Below are 11,188 nucleotides of genomic sequence, written 5' to 3' on the forward strand. Positions count from 1 at the left end.
GGGAGTCCTTCGCCGTGCCGGGGCCTGCCGTGCGGCCGCTACGGAATCCGCCACTGCTGGGCTTTGCTCCCGGAGCAGCCGACCACCGTCAGCTGGTTGCCCGCACCGTTGTCCGTCAGGCATCCGCCCTGGAACGAGATGTCCTTGATGTAGTAGGCACCCGCCGTGGGGGCCTTCTCCAGGTTCCACCACACGTCTCCGGCGAACGGGCCGGCGAGTTCGACGCGAACGGTTTCGTTGAACTGAGTGAGCGCCCGCGCCATCGCGATGCCGTTCGAGCCGCACGTCGTGAAGCTGTCGTAGTTGCTCTTCTCGTGGAGCCAGCCGAATGCGGTGGTGCCGCCCATGATCACCTTGGCGTTCCCCTGCGGGGCGGAGCCGCTGAAGCCGATCTTGAGCCCGTCGCCGACGTTGGTGATGGCGCCCCAGCGCGCACCGCCGCAGCCCTGCGGCGGATTGGACCCGCCGTTGCCCGATCCTCCGGGGGTCGAGCCGCCGCCTCCGGGCGTGCCCCCTCCCCCGGCGCCGCCGCCGCTCGGCCCCGAGCCGGGCCGGCTCCCTCCGTCACCGGAACCGCCTGCGGCCGGCTGGGGATTGGGGACCGGCGCCGCACCGCCCACGCCACCCGCGGCGACCGCCCCGCCGCCGCCCTGCGCGCCCGGGTTCTCTCCCGGCGGCGGGGGCGCGGCATCGGGCGTGCCTGCTGCCGCGCTCCCCGAGGGGGACGCGCCGGGGCTCTGGCTGCCGCTGCCGGACGCGGGCGCGGACACGGACGCGGAGGGGTGCTGCCCCGGCCCGCTCGCATCGGTCTGCCGCGCCCCTGGGTCGATGTAGAAGACCGTGACCGCCACCGAGACCGTGATCGTCACACTGAACCCGATCGCGAGCGGCGCGGAGACGGACGGGGGGATGCGCAGCCGGTCCCGCCACGACCGCCGCAGCTCGGCGCCGGCCCCCGCGGCAGGGGCGGTCCCTGCGACGACCGGGCCCGCCGGTGCGTCGAGCTCGCCGAGCGGCCGTCCGGCCGCCGCGCGCCGCGCCGCCGCAGCCATCACCGAGGCGTCTGCGTACCGCTCCTCGGGGCGCTTGGCCAGCGCCCTGGCGACGAAGGCACGTACCGGCCCGGGGAATTCGGCAGGGAGGTCCGGAACCGGCTCCCTGATGTGCTTGAGCGCGATCTCGACGACCGACTCACCCGTGAACGGCGGTTCACCGGTGAGCAGTTCGAAACAGACCACGCCCATGGAGTACACGTCGGACGCGGCGATGGCGCCTAGCCCCTCCGCCTGCTCCGGAGCCATGTACAGCGCGGTCCCGAGGACCGCGTGCGAGTCGGTGATCCCGGTGCTGGCCGCGCTGGAACGGGCGATGCCGAAGTCGGTGACCGTCACCCGGCCGTCCTCGCCCAGCATCAGGTTCGACGGCTTGATGTCGCGGTGCGTGACACCCTGCAGATGCGCGGCGTGCAGGGCGTCGAGGGCCTGCCCGGCGATGTCGAGTGCCTGCTCGACGGGAAGGGGCCCGGACTGTGCGCGGACCTCGTGCAGCGTCCGCCCCTCGACGAGGTCCATGACGATGTACGCGACCTGTTCACCGGATTCGATCCGGCTCTCGCCGTAGTCGTGCACGTCGACGATGCCCGGGTGGCTGAGCGAGGCGAGGACCGTGGCCTCGCGGCGGAACCGCGCCGCGAACGAGAGGTCGTCGAGGAGCGCGGGCAGCAGGACCTTCACGGCGACCTGCCGTCTGAGCACGTCGTCGTCGGCGCGCCAGACCTCGCCCATGCCACCGCCGCCGATCCGCTCGGCCAGTGTGTACCGGTCCCCGAGGACCGTCCCCCGCCCCCACATATCTGCCCCTCGTCGTCCCGGTTCGCTGGTGGTCAGCCAAAGTCCGTCCGGCTGAGGATACTTGGGGGCCGGCGAGCTTCCACGTCCCCCTCGGGCATCGTGATCGATCGCGATCGGACGGCGCTACCCATGCCGTTCGGGGGTCCAGTTCAGTCGTCCCGTGTGGATCAGGCGGAGCTGGCGACATGCGGTGCGCGTGACCGCCTCCCACTCCTCGCCCTCCGGGCCGGCGGCCAGGTAGGCGGAAACCGTCATCACCATGTGGTCGACGTACAGGCGTGCCAGCATGAGCAGGTCGTCCGCGCTCCAGCCCGCACTCAGCGGATCGGCTCCCAGGCGCTCGGCCACCTCGTCGGCGAACGCGTCGAGCTGGCCCGCCACCGCCTCGCGCACCCTGCGCACGCCGCCGTGCCGCTCGCGCACGATGAAGCGGATGTGCCCGGGGTATTGCCGTACGAGTTCGGCCATCAGGCCCACGGTCGTGTCGATCCGCTGCTCCGCCTCGCCGGAGGCGGCGAGCGTCGAGCGGACGGTGCCGTGCAGGCTCTGCAGCGCCTCGTCCACCAGCGCGATGCCCAGCTCTTCGGTATCGCGGAAGTGCCGGTAGAAGGCCGTCGGGGTGACCCCCGCGACGCGGGTCACCTCCCGCAGGCCGAGGCTGCCCAGGCCCTGCTCCTCCAGCAGTGACAGGGCTGCGTCCAGCAAGGCCCTGCGGGTTTTGTGCCGTTGGGCCTGGCGTGCCCCGATGGTCTCACTCATGACGAAAAGTCAACCCCCGATTCCCTGAATCCGCACACTTGCATTTAGACTGAGCAGTCAGTGCACAACTGTCTCCTATTTTTTGGAGTGAGCACACGATGGAGGAAGCACGATGCTCTTCCTGATAGCGGCCCTCATGCTGATGGGGATCGCCCTGGGAACCGTGGCCCATGTGCCCGTTGACATATCCCTCGCCGCCACCGCCGCGATCGCCTGCTGGTTGCTGGTCTTCGCGGTGCGCGAGCGGACCACCCGGCGCCACCGACCGGCCGACCGACAGGAAGGACGATCATGAATGCCCCCGGTACCACGCTCCCCGCTCCCGTCCGTCAAGCCGACGGGATGGCGGTGGCCTCGTTCGTGTTCGGCCTGATCGGCCTCCTCGCGATGAACCTGTTCCTCGGGCCGACCGCGATCATCCTCGCCGCGCTCGCCCTGCACCGCGGTACGAGGCGTCCCGGACGCGCCCGGCTCGGTCTGGCCCTGGGCGTCGCCGACCTCGTCGTCCTCGCCTGGGTGGTCAACGCGGACCAGACCTGGTCGTGGAGCATCTGACCGTCACACCCTGACGCCGACCCGCCGGGCGGCCCCGCTACGGCAGCGGGGCTCCGCGGGCGGCGATCCACATCTCGTACCACTCCTCGTGCGTGAGATCGGGTTCGCGCAGCGCGGCGTCGCGGCAGGCACGGATCCGCTCGGGGCGGCCGCTGCCCACGACGGGGGCGACCCGTGCGGGATGCCGCTGCAGCCACCACAGCAGCACCGTCTCCGGCGTCGTGCCCTTCGCATCGGCCAGCGACCGCACGAGGCGGGCCGTGGCGTGCTCCTCCGGGCTCTCCTGCAGGCCGGTGAACCGGCCCTGCGCCAGCGCGCCCCAGGCCTGGAGGCGGACACCGTTCTCCCGGCAGTACTCGAGCGTCCCGGCCGGGAAGCCGTTCGCCGCCGCTGCGGCCGTGTTGACGAGGACGCCGTCCTCGAGCCAGTCCCGCCGGTCCAGGCTCATCTCCAACTGGTTGGCGACCAGCGGGAACTCCAGGTGCCGCTGGAGGGCGGCGATCTGCGCGGCGTTCATGTTCGAGACGCCGAACCGGCGGACCAGTCCCTGATCGCGCAGCGAGGTGAGGGCCGCCGCGATGTCCTCGGGGGCGGCCAGCGGATCGGGCCGGTGCAGGAGCAGCACGTCGATGACGTCGGTGCGCAGGCGGCCGAGGCTCTCCTCGACGCGCCGCATGACGGAGGGTCCGCGCAGGTCGTACATGCCGGGGCGGTCGCCGTCCGCCAGCCGGATCCCGCACTTCGTCTGCAGCACGATCCGCTCGCGCAGGCCCGGGGTCCGGGCCAGGACCTCGCCGAAGACGGCTTCCGCCTTGCCGCGCCGGTAGATGTCGGCATGGTCGAAGGTGTCGATTCCGCTGTCCAGTGCTGCCGCGATCGCCGCCTCGGCCGCATCGATGTCGGCGGGGCCGTACGCATCGGTGTCCCAGCTGCCGCCGAGCGCCATGCATCCGTACAGCAGCCGGGTGCCGTCCTTCTCCGGTGGTGTGATCGCCATACCGCCACCCTACGAGGCCGCGGCGCCGCCGCGTATCCGGGCTCCGCGCGGGGGCGTCCGGGCCGCCGGCTTCGTGGCGGGCCGGGGGCGCGGGGCTTCCACGGGCTTCTTCTGCGGCGGAGGCGTCCTGGGCGGGTAGGAGGGCGGCACCTTCGGTCCGCTCGCGCCGGTCGGCATCGTAGTCATACCACCACGCTACGGGCCGGGCCGCGTTCCCGGGCCGGGGTCCGCCACCCGAGGGGGCAGCACGGCCCACCACCGCGCGGGCGACGCGGTGGTGGGCCGGAGGACTGCTTGCGCTGCCGTGGTTACGGCGCCATCTCGTACGCGCCGGACAGCGCCTCGACACGGTCCCAGACCCGGGCCGAGCGGGCCGCATCGATGACCGGACGACGGACCGCACCCATGGCCCAGTTCTGCTGCTCCTCGGTGGCGGAGTCCTTTCCGTGCAGCTCGACGGCGTGCGCGGAGAAGTCGCGTACGAGGACCGCGAACAGCTCGTCCAGAACGTCCTCGTCCAGGCCGGTCAGCCGTGCCTGCTCCAGGATCAGCTGGCCGTGGACGACGAGCGCGAAGAGCTGGCCGACGGCGAGCAGGAGGTCCAGGTCGCGGCTCTGCTGCTCGTCGGGGGCGGCGGTGGTGACGAACGTGCACAGCGCGTCCGCCTGCTCGCGGAAGCGGGCGACGTTGGGCAGGGCCGCGTACGCGTCGAAGGCGGGGCGCCAGTCGTGGAAGCGTACGGAGCCGAGTCCGCGGGCCGGGCCCTGCCGGAAGAGGAAGTCGTCGTCGGCCGCGTCGAGGCGGGTCGGGACGGGCGCGTACTCGGCCGGGTCCAGCAGGTGGTTGCGCATGAACTTGAGGATCAGCGCGAGGTTGACGTGGACGGTGCCCTCCAGCTTCGGCAGCCCGCGGATCTCGACGGCGGCCTGGGCGAAGTAGTTGTCCTTCTCGAAGCCCTTGGCGGCGATGACGTCCCACATCAGGTCGATGACCTTCTCGCCCTCCGTGGTCACCTTCATCTTCGTCATCGGGTTGAAGAGGAGGTAGCGGCGGTCGTCGGGGCCCGCGGTGCGGAAGTAGTCGACGGCGCGGTCGCTGAAGAGCTTCATCCCGACGAGACGGACGTACGCGTCGGTCAGCTCGCGGCGCACGTGCGGGAAGGCGGTGACGGGGCGGCCGTAGAGGATGCGGTTCTGCGCGTGCGTGACGGCCTCGTACATCGCATGCTCGCAGATGCCGATCGAGGCGGTGCAGAGGTTGAACTTGCCGACGTTGACGGTGTTGAGGGCGGCGTCGAAGGCGGCGCGGCCGGTGTGCAGGACGTCGTCCGGGGCGACCGGGTAGTCCTCGAGGCGGAACTCGCTGACGTACTTGGAGGAGTCGACGACGTTCTTCACCAGGTGGTAGGCCGGGTGGCGGCTGTCGGCGGCGAAGAAGACGTACCCGTCCGGGCCCTCGACGTCGGTGCGGCGGCCGAAGACGGAGACGAGGGCGGCTGCGTTGCCGTTGCCGATGTAGTACTTGGAGCCGGTGGCCCGGAATCCGCCGTTGCCGTCGGGCTCCAGCAGCATGTCGGTGGAGTAGATGTCGGCGCCGTGCGCCTTCTCCGACAGGCCGAAGGCGGACACCTCGCCCTGGGAGAGGAGTTCTGCGGCGCGGGCGCGGGCGGTGGCGTTGTCGCTCTGCCAGACGGGGCCGAGGCCGAGGATGGTCACCTGCCACGCGTACCAGTAGTCGAGGCCGTAGAACCCGAAGATCTCGTTGAGGGCGGCGATCCGGGCGGTGTCCCAGCGCTTGTCGGCGTGTCCTTCGGCGGCGGAGGCCGGGGTGAGGAACGTGGCGAACAGGCCTTCCTTGGCGGAGAAGGCGAGGAAGTCCGCCAGCCAGGCGCGGGACCGGTAGTCCTCGATCAGCCGGCGCTTGCCGCGCGCCTCGAACCAGTCGACCGTGGCGCGCAGCAGCCTGCGGGTCTCCGGGTCGAAGTGCTGCGGGTCGTAGGTGCGCGGGTTGAACAGCAGGGCGTCGGTCATGGAGGTCCGCCTTCCGAGGGGTCGGGTCGAGGGGTGAAGGGTGCTGGTCCGGGATGCGGGGGGCGGCTCAGCTGCGCGGGCGGGGCGCGGCGAGCCGGTGGACGGTGGCGAGCACGTCGTCGAGCCAGGCGATCGTCATCCGTTCGTACGCGATGCCGCCGCGGAGCACGACGTGCTGCAGTTCCTGGCCGGCGTCGGGCGGTGCGGGCGCGTCGGGCCCGGTGAAGTCGCGCAGTTCCCCGGCGAGGTAGTGGGCGAGCCGGTCGCGGTGGACCTGGCGGTGCCGCTCGACCTCGTGGACGAGTGCGGCCGGGTCGTCGAAGGCCGCGCCGCGGATCTTCACGGCGAGGTCGTGCCGGAGGCTTTCGGGTTCGATCGGCTCGTGCAGCCACCCGGAGAGGGCGGCGCGGCCGGGGCCGGCGACGGAGTACTCCTTCTTGTCCGGCCGGCCCTGCTGCGCCACCTCGCGGACGGCGAGCATGCCGTCGGTCTCCATGCGCTTGAGGACGCGGTAGATCTGCTGATGCGTGGCGGTCCAGAAATAGCCGATGGACCGGTCGAAGCGCCGGGCCAGCTCGTAGCCTGAACCCGGCTTCTCCAGCAGCGAGACGAGGATCGCGTGTTCGAGCGCCATACCCCGATCCTTCTATGCAACTCGTTGCATAGACAAGCCGCAGCGCCCGGGTGAGACGCGGCTCACCCACGGCCGGCGGGTCGGCCCGCATCCGAAAGTGGGACCGAGTTGTCACGCGATGAGCGGACTCGGGGCTTCGGACACCGTCCGCCCGGTCGTGACGCACTAGCGTGGCCCGTACACCAACCCGCCCGCACCGACGGCTGCCCGAGGAACCCCGGTTGACAGGTCGCAGGACAACGGAAGAACCGCCCAGGACCGCCTTACCGCGCGCGCGGTACTGGTTCGACAGCGTCATGGCGCGCGGGACGCCGGTGCTCATCGGCTGGCTGACCCTGGGCTGCCTGGCCGTCGTCGTCCCGGCGAGCGTGGCGCTGGTCTGGGCCGACCGCCGGGCGCCCACCACCTGGTCGGGGCAGCTGGTGGCCGTCTGGGTCAGCGTCGGGCAGACCTTGAAGATCGGCGGCGCGGTCGGCAGCCCCCTCTACGTGCTGATCTCGGTACTGCTGGCCCTCGTGGCCCTGCTGTTCGTCTCCACGCTCGTCAGCCTGATCACCACCGGCCTCAACGACAAGGTCATGGCGCTGCGGCGCGGCCGCTCGACCGTTCTGGAGGAGCAGCACACCGTTCTGCTGGGCTGGTCCGACCAGGTCTTCCCAATCGTCTCCGAACTGATCGTCGCCAACTCCAACCAGCGCCGGGCGGTCGTCGCCGTCCTCGGCCCGAAGGACAAGGCGGAGATGGAGGACGAGATCGCCCTCGCGGCCGGCCGGCTCGGCCGGACCCGGCTGATCTGCCGCAGCGGTGTGACGACGGACCCCGCGGTGGTCGCCCTCGTCAGTCCCGAGACGGCCCGTACCGTCCTCGTCCTCACCCACGAGGGCGAGGACGGTGACGCCCACGTGGTGAAGACCCTGCTCGCCCTGGAGGCTGCCGTACGGGGGCGGGGCCGCCCCGGCGTCGTCGCCGCGGTCCGCGACGGCCGCCACCACCGCGCGGCGCAGCTCGCCGCCGGGGCGCACGGCCGGGTCCTGAACATCGAGGACGTCACCGCCCGCCTCATCGCGCAGACTTCGCGCCAGCCCGGGCTGTCCCTCGTCCACCAGGAGCTGCTGGACTTCGACGGGGACGAGTTCTACACGGTCCGCGAGCCCGGCCTGACCGGGCGCACCTTCGGCGAGCTGCTCCTGGCGTACGCCACCTCGTCCGTCGTCGGCATCCTGCGCGCCGCCGGCGGCGTCGAGCTCAACCCGGCGGTCGACAGCGTGCTGGAGGCGGACGACCGGATCGTGCTCATCACCGAGGACGACGACACCGCCGTGCCGGCGGACGGGCCGCTTCCGGTCGACGAGGCGGCGATCGTGCCGCCCGGGACGTCGGCGACGCCCCCCGAGCGCTTCCTCATGCTCGGCTGGAACCGCCGCGCTCCGCTGATCGTCGACCAGCTCGACCCGTGCGTACCGGAGGGGTCCGCCCTGGTGATCATGGCGCAGGGCGAGGAGGCGCTCCGGGACGCGGTGCGTTGTGCGCAGGCGCCCGAGCGCCGGATGCAGATCACGGTCCACGACGGGGACATCACCGATCCGCGCACCCTGGACGACCTGGACGTACTGTCCTTCGACCGGGCCGTCGTCCTCGGGTACGACGACGCGGACGACGGCGCCCCGGGTGCACTCGGCGGCGACGACCGGACCCTGGTGACCCTGCTCCACCTGCGCGCCCTGGAGCAGGCGTCGGGCCGGGAACTGGCCGTCGTGACCGAGATGGCCGACGACCGCAACCGGCTGCTCGCCCCCGCCCGGGAGGGCGCCGACTTCATCGTCGGCGGTCGACTCATCAGCCTGTTGATGACGCAGATCGCGGAGAACCGGCACCTCGCCGACGTCTTCGACGGCCTGTTCTCGGCCGACGGCGTCTCGCTCCATCTGAAGCCCGCTCCGCACTACGTCCTGCCGGGCGGCCCGGTCACCTTCGCCACGGTCGTGGAGTCCGGACGCCGGCAAGGACACTGCGTCATCGGGTACCGGCTGCACGAGGACGGCGCGCGCGGCCCCTCGTACGGGGTCCGGATCAATCCGGACAAACGCGGCCGCGTACGGTTCGGGGCCCAGGACTCGGTGATCGTGCTGGCCGGGGAACCGGTGGCCGCGGGCGACACCGACGCGAACGAACACTTTACCCGACCTTCATGGCATGCCCCGGTCAAATCTGCCAGGCTCTTCCGGCAGTCGTCCCCCTGACCCGGGGAGACACCGCACAGCAGATCTCACTCAGCGCCCGTACACACGATGCGCACAGCCCGCGGCCGCCCTCCGGCGCACCCGAGCCGACCGGGCGGCCACCGAGCAGGCCGGAATCCCGGCCGCCTCAAAGGAGTTCCGTGTGAGACCGACCCCCCACAAGGCCCTCGCCGCGGGCGCGTTCGCGCTCGCCGCGCTGGCCGCCGCCGCACTCTCCGTCACCCCCGCGGCCGCCGCGCCGCACAAGGCGCCTCTCGCAGCCGCCTGCACCCCGGCCCAGGTGGTCGCCAACGGCGGTTTCGAAAGCGGCACTTCACCCTGGACCCAGTCCCAGACCGGCCTCGTCACCAACCGCGCCGGGCAGAGCGCCCACGGCGGCACCACCTTCGCCTGGCTGAACGGTGTCGGCCGGACCCACACCGACGCGCTCTCCCAGAGCGTCACGATCCCCTCCGGATGCAGCACGGCCACCCTCACCTTCTGGCTGCACATCGACACCACCGAGACGACCACGTCGACCAAGTACGACAAGCTGACGGCGAAGATCGGCGCCACGACGCTGGCGACGTACTCGAACCTCGACAAGAACACCGGCTACGTACAGAAGTCGCTCGACGTGTCGGCGTTCGCGGGCCAGACGGTGAGCGTGGCCTTCACCGGCACCGAGGACTCCAGCCTCCAGACGAGCTTCGTCGTCGACGACGTGGCCCTCGCCACCTCCGGCGGCACGGTCCCGCCCGCCGACTCCACGCGGACGCCGGCCGCACCTTCGTACACCGTCAGCCTGAGCAGCAACACGAGCGGCACCGTCTGGACCGGCCACGAGAGCGCGACCTTCACCAACGCCTCCGCCACCCCGCTCGACGAGGTGTACCTGAGACTGTGGGACAACTACCACGGCACCTGCTCCGCCATGCCGATCACCGTCGGCAACGTCACCGGCGGCACCGCGGGCGCCCTCTCGGTCGGCTGCACGGCCCTGAAGATCGACCTGCCGACGCCGCTGACGCAGGGGCAGACCGCCACGATCGGCTTCGACTTGGGCATCACCGTGCCCAGCGGCGCCGACCGCTTCGGCTACGACGGGGCCTTCAGCTTCATCGGCAACGCCCTGCCCGTACTCGCGGTCAGGGACGCGGCGGGCTGGCACCTTGACCCGTACACCAACAACGGCGAATCGTTCTACTCGCTGGCAGCCGACTTCCGCGTGGCCCTCGACCACCCGAACACCCTTCTGGTGCCCGCGACCGGCGGCTCGGTCGACACCCCGGGATGGAGCGGCCGTACGGTCACCACGGCAACCGCCTCCAAGGTCCGCGACTTCGCCTGGGCGGCGGGCCCGTTCAGCAAGATCTCCGGCACCTCGGCCGCGGGCACCCCGGTCAACGTCTACTCCGTCTCGGGCATCAGCTCGACCGACGCGCAGTCGATGCTCACCACCGCCAAGTCCGCCGTGGACGCCCACGCGGCCCGGTTCGGCGCCTACCCGTACGGCGAGTTGGACGCCGTGATCGACAACAACTTCTGGTTCGGCGGCATGGAGTACCCCGGGTTCGTCCTCGACCTGGTCAGCACCACCGCACTCACCCACGAGATCGGCCACCAGTGGTGGTACGGCATCGTCGGCGACGACCAGTACGCCGGCCCCTGGCTCGACGAGGCGTTCACCGACTACTCCACCGACCTGGCGCAGAACAAGACCGGCACCAACTGCTGGAACAGCGTCTCGTGGGCCGGATCGGCGGAGAAGATCACCAACTCGATGGCCTACTGGGACGCCCACGCGTCCCGCTACTCCACCGTCATCTACGGCTACGGCAAGTGCGCCCTGCACGACCTGCGGCGCGTCCTCGGCGAGGACGTGATGGCCAAGCTGATGAAGGACTACGCCACTTCGCACTGGTACGGCGTCTCGACCACCGCCGAGTTCAAGGCGGCCGCCCAGGCCGCCACCACCACCGACCTGACCTCGTTCTGGACGCAGCACCGCATCGACGGCTGACCTGACGTCGGTCTTCCGGCACGGCTCGGGGGGGGGGGGGGGGGGGGGGGGGGGGGGGGGGGGGGGGGGGGGGGGGGGGGGGGGGGGGGGGGGGGGGGGGGGGGGGGGGGGGGGGGGGGGG

General features: G+C 71.6%; 10 protein-coding genes. 4 read left to right on the top strand and 6 right to left on the bottom strand.

Translation table 11 applies throughout. The annotated features are described in order from the left end of the window. Positions 1 to 38: 38 nt before the first annotated feature. Together ACZ49B_RS31085 and ACZ49B_RS31090 are read right to left on the bottom strand one after the other, a co-directional pair. A complete protein-coding gene (locus tag ACZ49B_RS31085) occupies positions 39 to 1,850 on the bottom strand; it encodes a protein kinase domain-containing protein (RefSeq protein WP_468312227.1) in 1,812 nt (603 codons plus the stop codon). A gap of 123 nt (positions 1,851 to 1,973) precedes the next feature. Next, positions 1,974 to 2,609, bottom strand: a complete 636-nt coding sequence (locus ACZ49B_RS31090) for a TetR family transcriptional regulator (RefSeq protein WP_468312230.1) — start codon at positions 2,607 to 2,609, stop codon at positions 1,974 to 1,976. 112 nt (positions 2,610 to 2,721) lie between these two features. Here ACZ49B_RS31090 and ACZ49B_RS31095 point away from each other — a divergent pair, with 112 nt between their 5' ends. Together ACZ49B_RS31095 and ACZ49B_RS31100 are read left to right on the top strand one after the other, a co-directional pair. Next, positions 2,722 to 2,904: a hypothetical protein gene (locus ACZ49B_RS31095; RefSeq protein WP_468312233.1), complete on the top strand. Its 183-nt coding sequence runs from the start codon at positions 2,722 to 2,724 to the stop codon at positions 2,902 to 2,904. Then, complete coding sequence (locus tag ACZ49B_RS31100) at positions 2,901 to 3,164, top strand: DUF4190 domain-containing protein (protein WP_468312236.1); 264 nt, start codon at positions 2,901 to 2,903, stop codon at positions 3,162 to 3,164. Before ACZ49B_RS31095 ends, ACZ49B_RS31100 begins: the two co-directional genes overlap by 4 nt. 37 nt (positions 3,165 to 3,201) lie before the next feature. On the opposite strand, the gene ACZ49B_RS31105 is transcribed toward ACZ49B_RS31100, so the two are convergent. The 4 genes from ACZ49B_RS31105 to ACZ49B_RS31120 form a co-directional block, all read right to left on the bottom strand. Next, entirely contained in the window at positions 3,202 to 4,161 is a 960-nt protein-coding gene (locus ACZ49B_RS31105; protein ID WP_468312238.1) for an aldo/keto reductase, read from the bottom strand. Between the two features lie 9 nt (positions 4,162 to 4,170). Beyond that, positions 4,171 to 4,347, bottom strand: coding sequence for a hypothetical protein (locus tag ACZ49B_RS31110; RefSeq protein ID WP_468312241.1), 177 nt, complete (start codon positions 4,345 to 4,347; stop codon positions 4,171 to 4,173). Between the two features lie 122 nt (positions 4,348 to 4,469). Continuing rightward, positions 4,470 to 6,191 carry an acyl-CoA dehydrogenase family protein gene (locus ACZ49B_RS31115; protein ID WP_468312244.1) on the bottom strand — a complete coding sequence of 574 codons (1,722 nt, stop codon included), beginning with the start codon at positions 6,189 to 6,191 and terminating at the stop codon, positions 4,470 to 4,472. Positions 6,192 to 6,258: 67 nt separating this feature from the next. Next, a complete protein-coding gene (locus ACZ49B_RS31120; protein ID WP_468312247.1) occupies positions 6,259 to 6,825 on the bottom strand; it encodes a PadR family transcriptional regulator in 567 nt (188 codons plus the stop codon). 296 nt (positions 6,826 to 7,121) lie between these two features. Here ACZ49B_RS31120 and ACZ49B_RS31125 point away from each other — a divergent pair, with 296 nt between their 5' ends. Both ACZ49B_RS31125 and ACZ49B_RS31130 read left to right on the top strand, forming a co-directional pair. Next, positions 7,122 to 9,065, top strand: coding sequence for a CASTOR/POLLUX-related putative ion channel (locus ACZ49B_RS31125; protein WP_468312250.1), 1,944 nt, complete (start codon positions 7,122 to 7,124; stop codon positions 9,063 to 9,065). Between the two features lie 142 nt (positions 9,066 to 9,207). Next, positions 9,208 to 11,067: a M1 family metallopeptidase gene (locus tag ACZ49B_RS31130; RefSeq protein ID WP_468312253.1), complete on the top strand. Its 1,860-nt coding sequence runs from the start codon at positions 9,208 to 9,210 to the stop codon at positions 11,065 to 11,067. The last annotated feature ends 121 nt before the right edge of the window (positions 11,068 to 11,188 follow it).

This window comes from Streptomyces sp. NPDC031132, assembly GCF_055570595.1.

What these genes read in the sequence shown, in the direction of transcription:
- ACZ49B_RS31085 (WP_468312227.1), bottom strand. Translation starts at nt 1,850, where the DNA reads ATGTGGGGGCGGGGGACGGTCCTCGGGGACCGGTACACACTGGCCGAG.
- ACZ49B_RS31090 (WP_468312230.1), bottom strand. Translation starts at nt 2,609, where the DNA reads ATGAGTGAGACCATCGGGGCACGCCAGGCCCAACGGCACAAAACCCGC.
- ACZ49B_RS31095 (WP_468312233.1), top strand. Translation starts at nt 2,722, where the DNA reads ATGCTCTTCCTGATAGCGGCCCTCATGCTGATGGGGATCGCCCTGGGA.
- ACZ49B_RS31100 (WP_468312236.1), top strand. Translation starts at nt 2,901, where the DNA reads ATGAATGCCCCCGGTACCACGCTCCCCGCTCCCGTCCGTCAAGCCGAC.
- ACZ49B_RS31105 (WP_468312238.1), bottom strand. Translation starts at nt 4,161, where the DNA reads ATGGCGATCACACCACCGGAGAAGGACGGCACCCGGCTGCTGTACGGA.
- ACZ49B_RS31110 (WP_468312241.1), bottom strand. Translation starts at nt 4,347, where the DNA reads ATGACTACGATGCCGACCGGCGCGAGCGGACCGAAGGTGCCGCCCTCC.
- ACZ49B_RS31115 (WP_468312244.1), bottom strand. Translation starts at nt 6,191, where the DNA reads ATGACCGACGCCCTGCTGTTCAACCCGCGCACCTACGACCCGCAGCAC.
- ACZ49B_RS31120 (WP_468312247.1), bottom strand. Translation starts at nt 6,825, where the DNA reads ATGGCGCTCGAACACGCGATCCTCGTCTCGCTGCTGGAGAAGCCGGGT.
- ACZ49B_RS31125 (WP_468312250.1), top strand. Translation starts at nt 7,122, where the DNA reads ATGGCGCGCGGGACGCCGGTGCTCATCGGCTGGCTGACCCTGGGCTGC.